The organism is Achromobacter sp. GQ309, assembly GCF_059759315.1.
Map to the genome: position 1 here is coordinate 464694 of NZ_JCAXDP010000001.1, position 18046 is coordinate 482739.

At 67.5% G+C, this 18046-nt stretch carries 18 protein-coding genes; 4 read left to right on the plus strand and 14 right to left on the minus strand.

What is annotated here, in order from left to right:
- Nucleotides 1-68: 68 nt before the first annotated feature.
- A complete protein-coding gene (locus tag AC6CIE_RS02200) occupies nt 69-533 on the minus strand; it encodes a hypothetical protein (protein ID WP_239216470.1) in 465 nt (154 codons plus the stop codon).
- A gap of 142 nt (nt 534-675) precedes the next feature.
- Between AC6CIE_RS02200 and ppk2 the strand changes: the two genes are divergently transcribed.
- Complete coding sequence (ppk2, locus tag AC6CIE_RS02205; protein ID WP_498090958.1) at nt 676-1872, plus strand: polyphosphate kinase 2; 1197 nt, start codon at nt 676-678, stop codon at nt 1870-1872.
- Nucleotides 1873-1876: 4 nt separating this feature from the next.
- Here ppk2 and AC6CIE_RS02210 read toward each other — a convergent pair whose 3' ends face one another.
- The 5 genes from AC6CIE_RS02210 to AC6CIE_RS02230 all read right to left on the minus strand — a co-directional run bounded on the left by AC6CIE_RS02210 (nt 1877) and on the right by AC6CIE_RS02230 (nt 5025).
- Nucleotides 1877-2227, minus strand: coding sequence for a DOPA 4,5-dioxygenase family protein (locus AC6CIE_RS02210; protein WP_175123578.1), 351 nt, complete (start codon nt 2225-2227; stop codon nt 1877-1879).
- A 26-nt stretch (nt 2228-2253) separates the two neighbouring features.
- Entirely contained in the window at nt 2254-2616 is a 363-nt protein-coding gene (locus tag AC6CIE_RS02215) for a translation initiation factor Sui1 (RefSeq protein WP_498090960.1), read from the minus strand.
- On the minus strand, nt 2616-2999 hold the full coding sequence (locus AC6CIE_RS02220; protein WP_175138135.1) for an RNA-binding S4 domain-containing protein: 384 nt from the start codon (nt 2997-2999) through the stop codon (nt 2616-2618). The genes AC6CIE_RS02215 and AC6CIE_RS02220 overlap by 1 nt, the downstream gene beginning before the upstream one ends.
- Nucleotides 3000-3202: 203 nt before the next feature.
- Nucleotides 3203-4192, minus strand: coding sequence for a tripartite tricarboxylate transporter substrate binding protein (locus AC6CIE_RS02225; RefSeq protein WP_175123575.1), 990 nt, complete (start codon nt 4190-4192; stop codon nt 3203-3205).
- Nucleotides 4189-5025, minus strand: coding sequence for an amidohydrolase family protein (locus AC6CIE_RS02230; protein WP_498090961.1), 837 nt, complete (start codon nt 5023-5025; stop codon nt 4189-4191). Before AC6CIE_RS02230 ends, AC6CIE_RS02225 begins: the two co-directional genes overlap by 4 nt.
- A gap of 133 nt (nt 5026-5158) precedes the next feature.
- On the opposite strand from AC6CIE_RS02230, the gene AC6CIE_RS02235 reads away from it, so the two are divergent.
- Nucleotides 5159-6046: a LysR family transcriptional regulator gene (locus AC6CIE_RS02235; RefSeq protein ID WP_175123573.1), complete on the plus strand. Its 888-nt coding sequence runs from the start codon at nt 5159-5161 to the stop codon at nt 6044-6046.
- A 132-nt stretch (nt 6047-6178) separates the two neighbouring features.
- Nucleotides 6179-8014 carry an ABC transporter ATP-binding protein/permease gene (locus tag AC6CIE_RS02240; RefSeq protein ID WP_498090963.1) on the plus strand — a complete coding sequence of 612 codons (1836 nt, stop codon included), beginning with the start codon at nt 6179-6181 and terminating at the stop codon, nt 8012-8014.
- Between the two features lie 61 nt (nt 8015-8075).
- On the opposite strand, the gene AC6CIE_RS02245 is transcribed toward AC6CIE_RS02240, so the two are convergent.
- The 8 genes from AC6CIE_RS02245 to AC6CIE_RS02280 all read right to left on the minus strand — a co-directional run bounded on the left by AC6CIE_RS02245 (nt 8076) and on the right by AC6CIE_RS02280 (nt 17159).
- Nucleotides 8076-8879 carry an aspartate dehydrogenase gene (locus AC6CIE_RS02245; RefSeq protein WP_498090965.1) on the minus strand — a complete coding sequence of 268 codons (804 nt, stop codon included), beginning with the start codon at nt 8877-8879 and terminating at the stop codon, nt 8076-8078.
- A 215-nt stretch (nt 8880-9094) separates the two neighbouring features.
- Nucleotides 9095-10066 (minus strand): BMP family ABC transporter substrate-binding protein, encoded by a 972-nt coding sequence (locus AC6CIE_RS02250; protein WP_498090966.1) that lies wholly within the window; start codon nt 10064-10066, stop codon nt 9095-9097.
- On the minus strand, nt 10063-11040 hold the full coding sequence (locus AC6CIE_RS02255; RefSeq protein WP_498090968.1) for a Bug family tripartite tricarboxylate transporter substrate binding protein: 978 nt from the start codon (nt 11038-11040) through the stop codon (nt 10063-10065). The genes AC6CIE_RS02250 and AC6CIE_RS02255 overlap by 4 nt, the downstream gene beginning before the upstream one ends.
- A gap of 205 nt (nt 11041-11245) precedes the next feature.
- Entirely contained in the window at nt 11246-12634 is a 1389-nt protein-coding gene (locus tag AC6CIE_RS02260; RefSeq protein WP_498090970.1) for an amidohydrolase, read from the minus strand.
- 115 nt (nt 12635-12749) lie between these two features.
- Nucleotides 12750-13697, minus strand: a complete 948-nt coding sequence (locus tag AC6CIE_RS02265; protein WP_175123567.1) for a Bug family tripartite tricarboxylate transporter substrate binding protein — start codon at nt 13695-13697, stop codon at nt 12750-12752.
- A gap of 72 nt (nt 13698-13769) precedes the next feature.
- Entirely contained in the window at nt 13770-15038 is a 1269-nt protein-coding gene (locus AC6CIE_RS02270; protein ID WP_239216480.1) for a carboxylesterase/lipase family protein, read from the minus strand.
- Nucleotides 15039-15224: 186 nt separating this feature from the next.
- Entirely contained in the window at nt 15225-16175 is a 951-nt protein-coding gene (locus AC6CIE_RS02275) for an adenosine deaminase (RefSeq protein ID WP_498090972.1), read from the minus strand.
- A 48-nt stretch (nt 16176-16223) separates the two neighbouring features.
- Nucleotides 16224-17159, minus strand: coding sequence for a LysR family transcriptional regulator (locus tag AC6CIE_RS02280; RefSeq protein ID WP_286900140.1), 936 nt, complete (start codon nt 17157-17159; stop codon nt 16224-16226).
- A 124-nt stretch (nt 17160-17283) separates the two neighbouring features.
- On the opposite strand from AC6CIE_RS02280, the gene AC6CIE_RS02285 reads away from it, so the two are divergent.
- Entirely contained in the window at nt 17284-18045 is a 762-nt protein-coding gene (locus AC6CIE_RS02285) for a hypothetical protein (protein WP_498090974.1), read from the plus strand.
- Nucleotide 18046 lies beyond the last annotated feature (1 nt).

Genomic DNA, 18046 nt, shown 5'->3' on the forward strand with positions numbered 1-18046 from the left:
ATCTGCCGTCGAGGGGAGCGATCAACGAGACGCAAAGGGCGGCAATCACGACGTCGAGGGGGCGGCGATCAGGCCGGCGATGACGGCTGTTCCTCGGAAACGTCGCGCCGCCATGCCACCCATTCGCCTTCGCCTTCGTAATGGCGCAGCCCCCGCGCGGCGGTCGCCAGTCCCGCCCGCAGCACGTCCATGTCGAGTCCCGGCATGTTGCGAAGCAGGGCGGGCGGCAGGTCGTTGATATCGAGCACGCGCTCGTCGAACTCCATCCGCATCAGCCCGCCGTCTTCGTTGGCCACGCGAACGAACCACAGGCTTTCCATGTAGTCGCCAAACCAGGGATCCGGATAGATCGCCTGGGTGAACGCGAAGCCGAACTCATGCACGTCGCGCCAGGGCCAGAACTGCTGCAATCCCATGGCGCGTGCCAGCTCGCCCGACCGCGTGAGGCCGGCGTCATCAAAGCGCACGATTTCCTGCAAGGGATCTTCGGCCGGTGGCGGACCGGCAAACCATCGCTTGATGCGTGACCACATGGCGTCGCGAATGAGGGGATGAGGGACGTGCAGTGTAATGGGGCCGGGTTCGTGAAAAAATGTTACAACCGTTGATCCCCATCAACGCGGCGTGCCGTGGCGCACGTTAGGGTTTGACGTTTGCGCAGCAAGGACAGGACCAATGACCGACAAGACATCGCCAGCCCCCGATCAAGACGCCCCGCCGGCGCCCGCCAAGCGGTCCAGCAGCGGCCAAGGCGCCGCCAAGCGTACGGCAAGCACGCGCCGCGCGCCCGTCACGCGCGCCGCCAAGGGTGTGGCGAAGCCGGCCGGCGTTGCAGGGGCCGCCATCGACCCCGCCGTTGAACCGGCCCTTGAATGGCGCAAGCGCGTGGCCGCGCGGCAGGACGCGGCGCGGCAGGAGACCGCGGCGGTGCTGGCCGATATCGCCAGCCGCTACACCATCGGCAATCCCGGCGAGGCGCACGCGGCGCTGCGCACCGTCATCGACGCGCTGTCGCCCGACGACGCGCAGGCGGTGCATCGTGCGCTGCTGGAAGCCAACCGTCAGACCCCGGGCGCGCGCCGCAATCCCGACGACGAGCTGGCCGGAGATTGGCGCGAGGGCGTCTATCCGTATCGTCACCGCATGCTGCGGCGCAATTACGAAAAGCAGAAGTACAAGCTGCAGGTCGAACTGCTGAAGCTGCAGGCGTGGGTCAAGGCCACCGGCCAGCGCGTCGTGATCCTGTTCGAGGGGCGCGACGCCGCGGGCAAGGGCGGCACGATCAAGCGCATGATGGAACACCTGAATCCGCGCGGCGCGCGCGTGGTCGCACTGGAAAAACCGTCCGATACCGAAAAGGGCCAGTGGTACTTCCAGCGTTACGTGCAACACCTGCCGACCGCCGGCGAGATCGTCATGTTCGATCGCTCCTGGTACAACCGCGCCGGCGTCGAACGCGTGATGGGCTTTTGCTCGCAGGACGAATACCTGGCGTTCCTGCGCCAGACGCCAGATTTCGAGCGCCATTTGGTCAGCAGCGGCATCACGCTGATCAAGCTGTGGTTTTCGGTCAGCCAGGAAGAACAGCGCAGCCGCTTCCAGCAACGCAAGGTGCATCCGCTCAAGCAATGGAAGTTGAGCCCGGTCGATCTGGCGTCGCTGGACAAGTGGGACGACTACACGCGCGCCAAGGAAGCCATGTTTGCCCACACCGACACCGCCGACGCGCCGTGGATCGTGGTCAAGTCCGACTGCAAGAAGCGCGCCCGTCTGAACGCCATGCGTTATGTGCTGAGCCGCCTGCCTTATGAAGGCAAGAGCGACGACCCGCATATGGCGATCGACTCGCTGATCGTGGGCCGGGCGCTGTAAGGCTTCAGCCGCCCAGCGCAGCCAGGTTCAACACGTGGCTGCGTCCAATCCACACCGCGCAGTCGCGGTGGTCGCGCAGCGAATGGCCGGTGTTCGGGTGCATGAAAACATCCAGCGCGCCGTGGTTCAGCGTGAGCCACGTTGCGATCTCGGCCAGGTGCTGCGGGTCAAAGGCAATCTGGTAGCTCCATTGCGGATGCGGGCCCACGGGGCGCTCATGGAAGCGCCCCATGTCCATCTTGCCGTCAAACGTCGCGACAATTCGTTCGCGCAGGGCGAACGCGGTGTCGCGGCTTGCCGCGTCGAAGTACACATGGGCATGCCAGCTCGCGACGTCCGTCACGGAAATTTCCATTGTTCTGTCCTGATACCTGATACGGTTCAGCCGCCCGCGCGCTTGGCGCGGTGGCCCTGTTTCGTCAGCGCCTCGAGGATGCGGTCGCAGTGGTCGCCCTGCACCTCGATCACGCCGTCCTTGACGGTGCCGCCCGAACCGCACGCGGTCCGCAGCTGCTTGCCCAGCGCGTTCAAGGCGTCGGGCGCCAGCGCCAGTCCGCGCACCAGCGTCACGCTCTTGCCGCCGCGGCCCTTGGTTTCACGCGAGACCCGCGCCACGCCGTCACCTGCCGGGACTTTTGCGGCCGCCGCCTTGCATTGACATTGCGCGAGGGGCTGACGGCATTGCGGGCACATGCGCCCGGTTTCGGTGGAATAGACCAGGCCGCCGGTTGCGGCGCGCTTCATCAGGATTTGCCCCGCATCTGGTCGATGAGACGGCGGTCACGCTTGGTGGGGCGCCCCGCTTCGATGCCCAGTGCCGGCTCCGGCGCGAGGCGGCGCATTTCGGCGGCGCGTTCGCGGGCGGCCACGCTTTCGGGCGTCTCTTCGTACAGTTGGCGCGCAACCGGGGCAGGCCCGCGCACGCCGCTGACGGCCACGACGCGCACCTGCACGGCGGGGTCTTCCTTGCGTACCGTGATCACATCGCCCGCGCCGACCTCGCGCGCGGGCTTGGCGGGCTGTCCGTTCACGAACACGCGGCCCTTGCCGATTTCATCCGAAGCCAGGCTGCGCGTCTTGTAGAAGCGCGCCGCCCAAAGCCATTTGTCGAGCCGGATCTTGTCCATCCTGCGGGTTCCTGCGGTAAAGCTGGTCAAGGCGTCATGATAGCGCCGCCCGGAGACCGGAAGCGCCGGCGGGCATGGCATGCACCCGCGCGCGCGTCGCCAACCGTTGCCGCAATGGCGACCGCGCAGGGCAAAAAAAGCGGCGCCCCGAAGAGCGCCGCAAACCGGCTACGCGGTGTCCGGGCCGTGGGGCCCGGCAGTACTCAATCCAGCTTCAATCCAGCTTCCTTCACGACGCGCTGCCACTTCTCGATTTCGGCGCGGCGGAACGTGTCCAGTTCGGCGGGTGTGGAGCCGATGGGTTCGGCGCCGATGCCGGCAAGCTGCTCGGCAATCGTGGGGTCCTTCAGCACCTTGGCCAGCGCCTGCGAGACCTGCTCGACGATGGCGGGCGGCGTGCCGGCCGGGGCGAACACGGCGTTCCATTCGTAGGTCTCGTAGCCCGGCACGCCCGACTCGGCGATGGTGGGCAATTCGGGTGCGGTCTTGGAGCGTTCCAGGCCGCCAACGGCCACGGCGCGCAGCTTGCCGTTCTTCACGTGCTGCCAGGCCGAGCCCATGCTTGCGAACATGACGGGGACCTGGCCCGACATCACGTCGATCATGGCCGGGCCGCCGCCCTTGTACGCGACGTGCTGCAACTGCGTCTTGGCCAGCAGGTTGAACAGTTCACCCGCCAGGTGCTGGGCGGAGCCGGGGCCGGCCGACGCGAAGTACACCGGCTCCTTGGCATCGGGCTGACCGAGCTTGATCAGGTCGCCGACCGACTTCACTTCATACGACGGCGTCACGACCAGCACGTTGGGCACGCGCAGCAGCAGCGACACGGGCGCGAAGGCCGACAGCGTGTCGAACTGCATCTTGCTGTGCAGCGCGGGGTTCTGCGCGTGGTTGGAAGCGTCCAGCATCAGCGTGTAGCCGTCGGGCTGGGCCTTGGCGACGACCGCGCCGCCGATCATGCCGCCGGCGCCGCCGCGGTTTTCGATGACGACGGGCTGGCCGAGTTCAGCCGCCAGCTTCGGGCCGATCAGGCGGGCGACCACGTCCACGGTGCCGCCGGGCGGGTAGGTCACGACCAGCGTGACGGCGCGTTCGGGGTAGGCGGCGTGCGCGGCGCCGGCAGCGCCAGCCAGCAGGCCGGCGGCGGCGAACAGCGCGCTACGGTGCGCCAGGCGTTTGAACAGAGGGGTCATGGAGCGTCTCCTTGGAATTGGAATAGCCGCAACGGCGTGTCGGCGAGTACGGTGCGCCGTTGCGCGGGGTCGTCGATCCAGGCGTCCAGCCACTGCGTCGCGGCGGGATAGGACGCCAGGTGGCGATGTTCGGTATGGGGCCAGTCGCTGCCCCACATCAGGCGTTCAGGGGTGTAGGCGTCCAGCAATTGCTGCGTGGCCAGACGGCCGGCCGCGGCGCAGGCCGGCGCGGCCCAGTTGCGGTACGGCGCGGCCAGCTTGACCCAGATCCGGCCGCTGTCCGCCTGGCGCAGCAGGTATTGGAAGCCTGCATCCAGGACGCCGAGCGCGCGATCCGGGCGGCCGAAATGGTCGACCACGATGCGGCAGCCGGCCGCTAGCAAGGCCGGCAACACGCCGTCCAGGCGCGCGGCTTGCAAGTGCACTTCAACGTGCCAGTTCAGGGCATTGACGCGGGCCAGCAGCACCTGCCACGCCGGCGTCTGCAGCGCGGGCGTGTCCAGGCCGAAAAGGTTCAGACGGATGCCGACCACGCCGGCGTCGGCCAGGGCCCGCAGTTCGGATTCGCTGGCATCCTGCGCCACGACGGCCACGCCGCGCAGGCGGGCGGGGGCGGCACGCAGCGCCTCGACCAGATGGCTGTTGTCCGTGCCCAGGAAACTGGGCTGCACCAGGACGCCGTGGGTCAAACCGTGCGCGTCCAGCAGCCCCAGGTACTCGGCCAGCGTGGCGTCGTAGTCGGGCGTGTGACGGCGCGTGTTGGCCAAGGCGAGGCCTTGGTGAAACACGTGGGCGTGGGTGTCGACGGCGGCGCCTGGAATCGGCGAGGGCAAAGCGGTCTCCTCATGCGGCGCACCGCTCTCTCGGAACGGCGACGCGCTATGTAGTGTTCTGTAAGTCGGGATTCTAGGAAGTCGGGGTATAGTTTTCCATTCTGGAAAGGCGCATTAAATATATTGGAACGATATGGAAACGCGGCATCTGCGGTACTTCCTGGCAGTGGTTGACCACGGCAGCGTGAGCCGCGCCTCGGACTGGCTGGGCATCGCGCAGCCGGCGCTGAGCCAGGCGTTGACGCGCATGGAGAAAGACCTGGGCGTGCGCCTGTTCGAGCGGTCGCGGCAGGGCACGACGCCCACGCCCGCCGCGCAGGCCATCCTGGAGGACGTGCGCGCCAGCGTCGCCCGCATTGACGCGGCGGCCCGGCGCGCCAGGGAGATCGGGCGGGGCAGCGCGGGCCAGTTGACGGTCGGGCTGGTGTCCTCGGCGCTCTTTGACACCTTGCCCCGCGCGCTGCGACAGATGCGCAAGCAGGCGCCCGGCGTGCGCATCATCCTGCGTGAAATGAGCAACGCCCAACAGGCCGAGGCTTTGCAGACCGGCGACATCGACATCGGCCTGATGCACACGCCCGTGGCCGTCGGCGGCCGCATGCGCGAGCGCCAGCTGTTGCGCGACCGGCTGGTGGCCGCCGTGCCCGACGAATTCGAGGTCGATGCCGACGGCCAGGTGTCGATGGCGCAGATCGCGCAGGCCGGCCTGGTGATGTACCCGCAGACGCAACTGCCGGCATTTTATGCGGCCATCCTGGATGCCATGCGCAAGGGCGGCCACGATGCGCACGTGAACCAGGAGGCCAGCCTCACGCTGACGGTGCTGTCGTGCGTGGCGGGCGGCTGCGGTGTGGCCTTGCTGCCCAGCTGGATCCGGTCCATGGGATTTCGGGGCGTCCGCTTTTGCGAAGTGCGCGATGGCGAGCGTCTGCCCAGCTTCGACTTGAGCGCGATCTGGCCGGCGCGCAGCGTGCCGACGCTGGCGGATCTGTTCGCCAATCTGGATCTCAGATCCGAATAAGTGCGTCACGGCTTTCAACGGCCCTTCAACGTCCTTCAATCTGGCTTAAGCCAGGCTTAAAACCGCGTTTTTACCGGAACTGCCGTCGATCCCGCCGTCTAACCAGGAACGTCTTTGCGAGGTTCCGGGCTCATGGATCTGAATTGGCAGCAGCAACTCGCGGAAAGCGCCCTGTGGCTCGTGCGCGCATTCGGCATCTCCGCCGTCGCGCTGGCGCTCGTCACGCTCGTCCTGACCCGCACCACCGTCTGGGGCCGCAAATTCTGGCGGCTGGCCTGGCCGTATCTCACGCCGCGCCGCAGTTGGCGTCCGATGCTGACGCTGGCGCTGCTGCTGTTCCTGGCGATGTTCGCGGTGCGCATGACCGTGCTGTTCTCGTTTTGGTACAACGGGTTCTATAGCGCCCTGCAGGCGCTGGATCAGGCCGTCTTCTGGCACTTTCTGGGCATTTTCGCCGTGCTCGCCACGGTGCATGTGGTGCGCAGCCTGGCCGACAGCTATGTGGGGCAGGCCTTCGACATCCATTGGCACGTCTGGCTGAATGATCGGCTGACGCGCGACTGGCTGGGCGCGGGCGCCTACTACCGCGGACACTTCCTGGCCGAACCCGTCGACAACCCCGACCAGCGGATCGAGCAGGACATTGCGCAGTTCGTGACGGGCTCGCGCACGCTGGCCATCGGCGCGCTGAGCGCGATCGTGTCGCTGGTGGCCTTCACGTCGATCCTGTGGGGGTTGTCGGGTCCGTTGACGCTCGGCGGCGTTGAAATTCCGCGCGCCATGGTGTTCGTGGTGTACCTGTACGTCATCGTCGCCACGTGGCTGGCCTTCAAGATCGGCCGTCCGCTCATCAAGCTGAACTTCCTGTCCGAGCGTCTGACCGCCAACTTCCGATATGCGCTGGTGCGCCTGCGCGAAAACGCCGAAAACGTCGCGTTCTACCAGGGCGAGGAAGTCGAGCGCGCGACCCTGTGGACCCGCTTCACGTCCTACATCGCCAATCTCTGGCAGCGCGTGTACCGGGGCTTGAAATTCGACGGCTTCAACCTGTCGGTCAGCCAGATCGCAGTGGTGTTTCCGTTCATCCTGCAGGCGCCGCGTTTCTTCAGCGGGGCAATCAAACTGGGCGATGTCATGCAGACGTCGCAGGCGTTCGGGCAGGTCCAGGAATCGCTGTCGTTCTTTCGCAGTTCGTACGACACGTTCGCGCAGTACCGCGCCACGCTGGATCGTCTGAACGGATTCCTGGATGCCAACGAGGCCGCGCGCGCGCTGCCGCAGGTGCAGACGCAAGCCCTGCCGGATGGGCTGCAGATCGAAGGCCTGAACGTGTCGCGCCCGGATGGCGCGCGTCTTCTGGAAAACCTGAACCTGCGCCTGAATCCCGGTCAGGCTCTGCTGATCAAGGGGCCGTCGGGCAGCGGCAAGACAACCTTGCTGCGCGCGCTGGCGGGCCTGTGGCCGTATGCCAGCGGCGAGGTGCGGCGGCCGCAAGGCGAGTCCGCGTTGTTCCTGTCGCAGCGGCCTTATCTGCCGCTGGGCGACCTGCGAGGCGCGGTGGCGTATCCGGGACTGGCGCAGCCGGCCGACGACGCGCGTCTGGCCGACGCGCTCAGGCAGGTCAACCTGGGACATCTGGCCAGCCGGCTCGACGAGGTGCACGACTGGTCGCGCGTGTTGTCGCTGGGCGAGCAGCAGCGCATCGCGTTTGCACGCGTGCTGTACAACCGGCCGGCGCTGGTGTTTCTGGACGAGGCCACCTCGGCCACGGACGAAGGACTGGAACACATGCTGTACAGCCTGCTGCGCGACGCGTTGCCGGACAGCATGCTGGTCAGCGTGGGCCATCGCAGCACGCTGGATGCTTTCCATACGCAGCGGCTGGATCTGGATGGTGCGGGCGGGTGGAAGGCCGGCCCGATGCCGGCGTCGCGCCACGGCGATGCGCTGCGCAGAGCGGCGGCCTGACGGACTGCGCTGCACATGCAAAAGACCGCACGCAGCGGCCTTTTGCACGTCTTGCCGAAAATCAGGTCCCCACGCGCAGCGGTCCGGTCAGCTTGCGCAGCGCGGCAATCACGCTTTGCGCGGTGATGCGGCCGGTCTTGGGATTGGCGGAGGGAATGTTCTGGATTTCCACCGAGAACGAGGCGGAACCCGACACGACCTCGACGCGATGCACGTTGCGTTCGAGTGAGGGATCCGCCCAGATTTCCAGCGTGGTGCGGTCCGGGCCGATGCCCGCCAGCGACACGCTGACGGCCACGTTGAGGTTGGCCGGAAAGCCCACGGCGGCCTCGCGCGGCGAGCCGCGGAAGATCAGGCGAGGTTCGGTGATGCCTTCGATGTCGATGTTGTTTTCGGTAAGGTAGGGCGCGCCGAGCAGGCCGCGCACCGGTTTGCGGGTGATCATCGTGACCGAGTGGATCACGCCTTCCGCGGCGGCGGTGATGGCGTCCAGCCCAAGAATGGCGCCCGACGGCACGATGACCTGGCCACCATGCTGGCCCGCGATGCCGATCAGGTCTTCGTGGCGCAGCAACGCGCCCGAACTGAGCACCACCATCTTCTTGCCGGCACGCAGCACGGGTTCGGCGATGTCGCGGAACACGGCAGCGGGCGCGCATTCCACCACCACATCGCAGTGTTCGGCGAGCCCGCCGATGGTGGTGAACGTGGGCGCGCCGTTCTTCCAGTCGAAGGCGGGCGGGGCGTTGGGATCGCGCACCGCGACGGCGGCGAGCGTCAGGCCGGGCAGGCCCGCATCCAGGGATTGCGCCACGGCCTGGCCGATGGCGCCGAAGCCGGCGATGCCGACGCGGAAGCTGTTCATGGGTATCCGGAGTGTTGGGCCAACGGCGGGACCGCGGGCGGTTCGAAAATGCGGCGCAAAAGCCTTGCCGCAAGACTGCCGGCCACTGTAGCCAGGGCATCGCGACGCGTCAATGCGGGATGCCCGCAAGGCTCGCGAGACGTGTGCGCAGGGCCGTGGGTCACGTCGCCCGCAACGCGCCACATGTTGCCGGCGCGGTGTCGCTGCGAGGGCATCTACGACAGCGCGAATTCCTCGCCGTCGTAGTGGCTGGCAATCTCGATCTCGCCGGACGCCAGGCGCCCAGACCACGCGTCCAGCTCGCGCCGCTCGTAGGCGGTGACGTCTGCGCCCAGCACCAGCCGCAACGAGGCCGCAGCCTCCAGGCCGAAACGCGTGATGCGTCCCACGGCCAGCGCGCCCGCGGCGTGGTCCGCGGCCGCGCGCTCCACGCACAGGCCGGAGTCCGCGAGCGCCGATGCCAGATAGACCTCCGGATCGCGGGCCACCCAATCCAGCACGTTGCCGATCTGCCAGATGCCGGCCTCGCGGCAGGCGCGCGTGACGCCGTCGCGGCCGCCATCCATCATCGCGAACAGCACGCGGGCGCGTTGTGCGGCGAGCGCACGTGTCCAGGCCTCACCCAGGTCGGGGTCGTGCTGATTGCCGCAAAAACCCGTAAGCGGATCCCGGCCCGTCACGCGGCGCACGCCGTCGGCAAAGGCGGCGCGGCCCTTCACTCCGGGCCGGACGCGCTCGCCGGAGAGGTGTGCGGGGCGGCCATCCGCGGGGCGGCCACCCGCGGGGCGGCCATCCGCGACCAGGCCGCCCGCGCCATCTCCCTCCGCCCGCAAGCCGGCCAGAATCCCGGCAAGAAACGCGGAATGCTCCTGCAGAATCTCATAGCTCGCGACGTTGGCCGCCGTATGACTGCCTTGTGTGATCGCGAACTGCGTACGCGGAAAATGCGGCGCCACCTCGGCCACGGGCACGTCGCCCTGGCCGCCGTGCACGATCACCAGATCCGGGTTGCCGTTGCACAACTGCGCAAGGCGCTCGGCACGCGCGGCCGGGTCAGTGGCCGCGATCCATTCCTCGTGCAGCGCATGGCCCGCACGCGCCGCGCGCTCGGCGCCCTGCAATGCCGCCTCGTTGAAGCCGCCCCGGCCGGGAAAGCCGAACAGCACGAGCAGACGGCGGGCGCTCACAGGCTGGCTCCCGTCGCGCGCACCACCGGCCCCCAGCTATCGGCCTGCCGACGCACGAAATCGGTGAACTCCGCCGGCGTCTTCTGCGCCAGCACGAAGCCCTGGCCCTCGAGCTTGGCCCGAATGTCCGGATTGTCCAGCACGGATCCGACCTCCGCGTGCAGCCGCACGGCCACCGCGTCTGGCAGGCCCGCGGGGGCGGAGAGCCCGATGAAGTTTTCCGCGACCAGGCCCGGATAGCCCAGTTCGCCCACCGAAGCGATGCTGGGCGCCTGCGGCACGCGGTCCTGCGTGGTGACGGCCAACAGACGCAGTTGCCCTGAGCGCAGGAAGGGCAGGTTCTGCGGCAGGGCATCCACCGCCACGCGGATCTGTCCGCCCAGCAGATCGTTGCGCATGGCGCCGGAGCCCTTGTACGGGATGTGCTGCAGCGGCGCGCCCGTCTGCCGCGAATACAGCTCGCCCACGATCTGCCCCACGGACGCCAGCCCGCCGCTGCCGTATTGCACCGGCTGGTCCTGCGCCTTGATCCAGGCGGTCAGCTCGGCAAGGCTGGACACCGGCACGGACGGGTGCACGACAAACACCGTGGGCACTGCGCCCAGGTAGGCGACATGGCAGAAGCTTGCCAGCGCGTCGTACCCGCCTTGCGGCATCAGCGCCGGCGAGATCGACAGGGGCGCCGAGTTCGACATCAGCAACGTGTAGCCGTCGGCGGGCGACTGTGCGACAAGGTTTGCGCCGATGGTCGAGCCCGCGCCCGGCTTGTTTTCGATGACGATGGACTGACCCAGCCGTTCGGCCAGCACGGGCGCAATGATGCGCGCGGCGATGTCGCTCGCGCCACCGGGCGGAAACGTGACGACAAGACGGATGGGACGCGCGGGCCAGTCTGACGCCCGCGCCAGTCGAGGCCGAGCCAGCGGCAGCGCCAGCGTGGTGGCAAGCAGGAATTTGCGTCGGGAGATCGGCATGGCGAAAGCTTCTGTCGTGCGGCCGCATGGCGGCAAAGGCGCACACTGTAAGAAGCGGGGCGGCGGCTGACAAAGAATTTGTAGCCGTTTGCTTATGCCGTCCTGGTAGCCGAAGCGATAGCAGGCGTGAAGCCTGTCGCCACCGTTGCCGATGCACGTTCCGCGATGGACGCGGCGCGTGCATCGGCGATCCGGGTAAGAACGATCAACTGCCCTTGTGCGCGCTCGCCATGTAGTCGACCGTCAGGTTCGACAGCGCGCGCACGCCGTTGATGAGCCCCGACTCGTCAACGTGAAAGCGCGGCGAATGGTTCGGTGCGGCCTTGTCGACATCCGTTCCCTTGGGCGTTACGCCCAGGTAGAAGAACATGCCGGGCACCTTCTCCTGATAGAACGAAAAGTCCTCGGACGCCGTCGACTTGGGTTGCAAGCCATAGTTGCCTTCGCCCGCCACGCGCCGCAGCGTGGGACCCATCTGCTCGGCCAGCGCCGGCGGATTGACGGTGGCGTTGTAAAGCTCGACGACTCGCACGTCCGCCTTGGCGCCCGCGCTTTGCGCGATCATGTCCGCGGTGCGCGCGATGCGTTGATGGATGTCCGTCTTCATGCCTTCGTCGTATGTCCGGATGGTGCCGGTCATCGCAACGCTGTCGGGCACGATGTTCATGCGGTTGCCGCCGTGGATGGCGCCCACCGTGATCACCGCCGGTTCCAGCATGCTATTGATCTGTCGGCTGGGAATGGTCTGCAAACCCAGGATGATCTGCGAGCTGACCACGATGGGGTCGATCCCGGACCACGGGCGCGCGCCGTGCGTCTGCTTGCCGGTCACGTCGATCCAGAACTGGTCGGCAGCGGCCATTGCGGGACCTGCGCGCCATGCCAGCCAGCCGGCCGGGTAAGCGCTGGACACGTGCAGACCGAAGATCGCGTCGACCTTGGGATTGTCCAGCACGCCTTCCTGCACCATCATCTTCGCGCCCCAGACCTTCTTGCCGTCGGGCTCGAAGTCCGCGGGGCTTTCCTCGGCGGGCTGGAAGATGAACTTGACCGTGCCGGGCAGCTCGTCCTTCATGCCGGCCAGCACTTCGGCGGCCGCCATCAGGATCGCCGTGTGCGCATCGTGGCCGCACGCGTGCATGACGTCGACTTCCTTGCCGAGGTACGTGCCCTTGGCCTTGGACGCGAACGGCACGTCTACCTGTTCTTTGACGGGCAGGGCGTCCATGTCCGCGCGCAGCGCCACCACGGGCCCCGGCTTGCCGCCCTTGAGGACCGCGACCACGCCGGTGCCCGCAACGCCGGTCTTCACGTCCATGCCCAGCGCGCGCAGATGATCGGCGACCAGTTTGGACGTGCGGTGTTCCTGGTTGCCGAGCTCCGGATGCTGATGAATGTCGCGGCGCCACGCGATTAGCTTGTCTTCGATGGCCTTGGCGCGTTCGTCAATCTGCGCGGCCAGCGCGGGGTTGGCGGCGGGTTGCACCGTGCCTTGCGTGCCGGGCGCGCCTTGCGCGGCCGCCGGGCCGGAAAAGATCAGGTGGGCGGCCAGCGCCAAGGGCGCCAGACGGAACAGGGAATTGCGTTGCGGCATGCTCTCCTCCTCGGGGTAGTTAACTTGTTATTGACAAGGATCTTACCCGAGCGCCCCAGCGCAAGGGGCCCTGTTTCCAGTGCTTACGTTGCGCGGAATTTACCGCGCGCCGGCGCTACTGCAGCTTGATGCCCAGTTCCTTGATCAGCGGTCCCATTTCGGCGCGATCGGCCTCGATGGTGGCTGCCAGTTCCTCGGGCGAACTGCCGATCGGAATCATGCCCAGCGTTTCCATCTGCGCTTTCATCGCAGGGTCTTTCAGGATGTCGGTCACCGCCTTCTGGATCTGCGCGACGCGGTCCTTGGGGATGCCGGCCGGTCCCATCAGGCCGATCCACGGCTGCGGTGCGTAGTCCAGTCCCGACTCCTTCAACGTGGGCGTGTCGGGCAGGCCGCCAAAGCGTTGCGGACTGGTGATTGCCAGCGCCCGCAGCCGTCCGCTGTCGATCAGGCCTTTCGAGCTGGACGGCGCGTCCAGGCCCACGTCGAGCTGCCCGCCGATCAGGTCATTCTGCGTTTTGCCCGACGAGGATGACGGCACGTACAGCGCCTTGATGCCGGCGCGCCGCGCCGTCTGTTCCCAGACCAGGTGAAACGCGGTGCCGATCGAGAACGAGCCCACGCTCAAGTTTCGCGTCTTGCTTTCGCGCACGAAGTCTTCCCAGGTCTTGAGGGGACTGTCCTTGGGCACGATGAAGATGAACGGCGTGCGCGCCACCAGCGAGATGGGCTGCAAGTCCTTTTGCGTGTCGAACGGCAGGCTGTCCACCGCAAACGGCACGATGGTCACCGACGACGCGACGACCATGCCGAGCGTGTAGCCGTCTGGCGCCGACTTGACCAGTGCGCCGGTGCTGATGATGCCCGAGGCGCCCGGCTTGTTTTCCACGACCACGGGCTGGCCCCAGGCCGCGCCGAGTTTGCTGGCGAGGACGCGCAGCATGACGTCGACCGGACCGCCGGGCGGATTGGACACGATGATCTTGACCGGCTTGTCGGGATAGGCGGCGGTGGCGGCAAGCGGCAGGGCAAGCGCGAGCGCGAGGAAGGTTTGCTTGAACATGGAATTCCCCTTGTGTTGTTGGTATGCGGGGCGCGGCGGCAAGGCCGGCGCCTGTCGTGTGGCGTAGCGGGCTCAGGCCAGGATCTGCATGTGTGGCGCTTGCGGCCAATCCGGCGCATCGCCGCGGATGAACGCCAGCCATGCGGTCTGCGTCTGGCGCGCCAGTTGCTCGCCCTGCGCGGCAGGTAGTCCTGCCAACATCGGGGCATCGGCAAATGCCTGCAGCGTGTCGAACACGAACGGCAATTCAATGCAGTGACAGGCGCCGAAGCGGTCCGTCGGCGCGACGTCAAAGCGCGCCAGCCAGGCGTTGCGGCCTTGGGCCACGGCCTGCCGGGCCCAAAGCCGGGAGGGCGCGCCGAACACGGCGTCGCCCATCTCCTGGCTGGCGGCGTCGGTGCCGTGGTCCGGGAACGCGGCCATTTCGTCGCGCGTGTAGCAGACCAGTACGTCCGCGCGGCCCGCGGCGGTCAAGAGCGCCGGGGCGATCTCTTTCGGCAGCACCTGGCCGTCCAGCACCGGCGAGAACAGGCTGCGGCTGCTGCCTTCGGCCCGCAGGGCCTGCACGACCTCGGGCGCCTGCTGCGCCGCCAGCAACGCGGACACCGGCAGCCCGCGCGCCACCGAAAGCGAGTCGGCGCCGGCCGCGCGCAGAAAGACCTGACCCAGCGCGTCGGCCTGCTGGGCGCTGCGAAAGCCGCGGCCCAGCGCGGCGCTTTGCAGGATGGCGCGGGAGAAGCGCGGCTGGCGCGCCAGCATGGCGCAGATCGACGAGGCGCCTGCCGATTGGCCCATGACTGTGATGCGCGCCGGATCGCCGCCCAGATCCTGGATGTGGTCCAGCACCCAGTCGATCGCCAGTTCCTGATCCAGCAAGCCGACGTTGGCCGTTTGCCCGGGCACGTACAGCCAGCCCAGCGCGGCCAGCCGGTAGCTGACGGCCACGACCACTACGTCGCCGCGTTCGGCCAGGCGGGCGCCGTCGTACCAGTCGAGCGCGCCGCCGCCGCTTTGCCAGGCGCCGCCGTGCAGCCACACGACGACGGGGCGGCGCTTGCCGTCCGCCGCCGGCGTCCAGATCGTCAGGTGCAGGCAGTCTTCGGATTGTTCGGCGTCAAAATCGCCCATGGCGCCGCGCAGGCGCGAGGGCAACTGCGGCGGGACGGGGCCGGTACCCGTAGCGTCGAATTCGCCGCGAATGTCCGCCGGTTGCGGCGGTGCAAAGCGCAGTTCGCCCACGGGCGCCTGCGCATACGGAATGGCGCCATAGCGGCACACGCCGCCGTCGCGCACGCCAACCAGCGTGCCAGTGCGCAGCGCCGCCTTCACGCGTTCACTCATATTCCTGCCCCTTGTATCGTTGTTCATCGTCCAGCGGCGGCAATCTGTGCTGCTGCCGGACTAATGGTAGGGAGGAAAGTGCCGCGCCGGGCATTCCGGTTTTGAACATAGCCATGCGCAACTCGCATGGCTGGATGGGGGCTGTCCGGACCGTGGCGACCCGGATCCCGCCATCGGAACCTTCCGCTATCTGGCGATGCGTGCGTCCAGGCTGTTGTCCGCCAGCGCCTGCGCCTGCTCGCGCGTCATGCCCAGGTGTTCGTGGAGCGCGTGGAAATTTTCGGTGACATAGCCGCCGAAGTAGGCGGGATCGTCGGAGTTGACCGTGACCTTCACCCCGGCATCCAGCAGCGACAGGATGTTGTGCTCGCGCATGTGATCAAACACGCGCAGCCGGGTGTTGGACAGCGGACAGACGGTCAGCGGAATCTGCTCGTCGATCAGGCGCGCGATCAACTTCGGGTCTTCGGCGGCACGCACGCCGTGGTCGATACGCAGCACCTTCAGCAGGTCCAGCGCCTCCCAGATGTATTCGGGCGGACCCTCTTCGCCCGCATGCGCCACGGCCGGCAGGCCTTCGGCGCGCGCACGGTCGAACACCCGCTGGAAGAGGCGGGGCGGAAAGCCTTGTTCGCTGCTGTCCAGGCCCACGGCGATGAAGGCGTCGCGATACGGCAATGCCTGCTCCAACGTACGCATGGCCTGTTCTTCGGGCAGGTGGCGCAGAAAGCTGAGGATCAGCCCGCTGGTCACGCCCAGTTGCTTGCGGCCGTCAGCCAGCGCCTGGCTGATGCCGTTCAGCACGGTTTCAAACGGCACGCCGCGGTCGGTGTGGGTCTGCGGATCGAAGAAGGGTTCGGTGTGCACCACGTTCTGCTCGTGGCATTTGAGCAGGTAGGCCCACGTCAGGTCGTAGAAGTCCTGCTCGGTGCGCAGGACGTCCGCGCCCATGTAGTACAGGTCCAGGAATTCCTGCAGGTTGTTGTAGTTGTAGGCGCCGCGCAGGGCGTCGATATCGGGCCAGGGCAGCGCCACGCCGTTGCGCTGCGCCAGCTTGAAGAGCAGCTCGGGTTCGAGCGTGCCCTCCAGATGCAGGTGCAATTCCGCCTTGGGCAATGCGTTGAGCCAGTCGTACATGGGTGCTCCGGTATGAATGAGGTGCGTGTTCGGGATGCGGCGCGCGGTTCATGCGGCCAGCGCGATGCCATCGGCCTGGATGGTGCGTTCGAGCTGGGCGGCGAAGGCGCGCGCCTGACGGGTGCTGGGGCGGTCGCGGCGCCAGATGGCGGCAAGGGGCGACCTGCGCAGGGCGGGACGGGCCGGCAGCACGGCGAGTTCGCCGCGCGCCTGCCGGACGGCTGCAACGCTGCCGGGCAGCATCCACAGGTAGTGTCCGTCCACGAGTAATTCGCGGCCGAATTCCAGCGACAGGACGCCGATCATATCCGGAATCGCCAGACCGGCCTGGCGCAGGGACAATTCCAGCTCGCCGCGGATGCGGCTGCCGGGCAGGGCGGTGATCCACGGATAGGCCACATAATCGGCCAGCGTGGCCTGCGGCAGGCGCGTCAGCGGATGATGCGGGGCGCAGGCCAGCACCACGGGATCCTCCAGCAGGGTGGTCGACCGGTAGATCTCCGGATTCACGGTGGACGAGAAACGGCTGATCAACACGTCCAGCGCGCCGGCGTCCAGGTCCTCGATCAGCCGTTCGTGCGTGCCGATCTCGATGGTGAGCGTGATGCGCGGATGCGCCTCGCGGTAGTCGCGCGCGGCCTGCGCCACCGGCCAGCCCGCAAACATGGAAAAGCAGCCCACGGTCAGGCTGCCTTCTTCACCGCGCGAGACCGCAGCCAGGTCGACCTCGGCCTTGCGAAAACCGGTCAGCAACTGCCGCGCGTGGCGGCACATGGCGTCGCCCAGCGGCGTGCAGGTCGTGCCCTTTGCCGTGCGCTCGAACAGCCGCGCACCCACCAGCTCCTCGATCTCGGCGATCGCGCGGGACAGGCCCGATTGCGTGCTGTGCAACTGCGCCGCCGCCTTGGACAGGTTGCCCAATTCGGAGACGGTCAGCACGATCTCCAGGTGCCGGATGCGAAGTTTGCCTCGGAACGGTGTCATGGCGCAGGGGAGCGGAAGCGATTTGCCGATTATTCTCCCGTGCCGGGCGCTTGGCAACGCGGTGCGGGATTCGGGATATAGTTCGACGCCTGCATGGGCTTCGGCTTGCAACGGGAGAGCGGCATTGACTTTGAAGGAGCGGGGCGGCTGGTGTGCCGCGCAATGCGTCACCCAGCGTGAAGGCTGGCCTGACGCCAAACGTGCCGGCGTCCTCGCAACGATCACCTTGCTGGCCGCGGCGCTGGCCGGCTGCACCGCGTCGCGCGTGGACGAGGTCGCCGTGAGGTGGCCGTCCTTCAAAGACAACACGCAAGTCCTGTTGCCGTCGGATCCGGCGCAATGTCCCGACCTGACCGGCACTTATCGCGCCCAGGGCGAACGCCGCGCGGGCGATGCCGACGCTGTCCTGCTCGAAGACCTGCGTGGATTTTTGCTTTACCCCTTGGGCCTGCCGGGCATGCGCGATGCGCCGCTTCCGGCGTGGAAGCCGTCACCCCGCTCGACCGTTTCGTTCGTGGCTGATGCGCGCGGTTGGCAGATCGAGACGCGTGATGGGCAAGGTGCGCACGAGGCCGCGCTACTTGCCGTCCACGACGACGGCGCCAGCTCCATGGCCTCGGGCGGCGAGCCCATGCGCCCCGGCAACACGATCTGGCGCGCTGCCGGTTGCACGCAGGGCCGGCTATGGATCAGCGTGCGGCATGATTGGCGCCAGCATGAATCCATGGGTGTGCGGCGTCATGTTGCCGTTCTGCGCAAGGACGCAGGCGGGCTGCTGCTGACGGTGCAACGCGAGTCCGACAGCATCGGAATGCTGCTGCCCTGGTACACCAATCGCGGCGATTTGTTCCAATACTGGTTTGCGCCCGCCACCAATCATCCCTGAA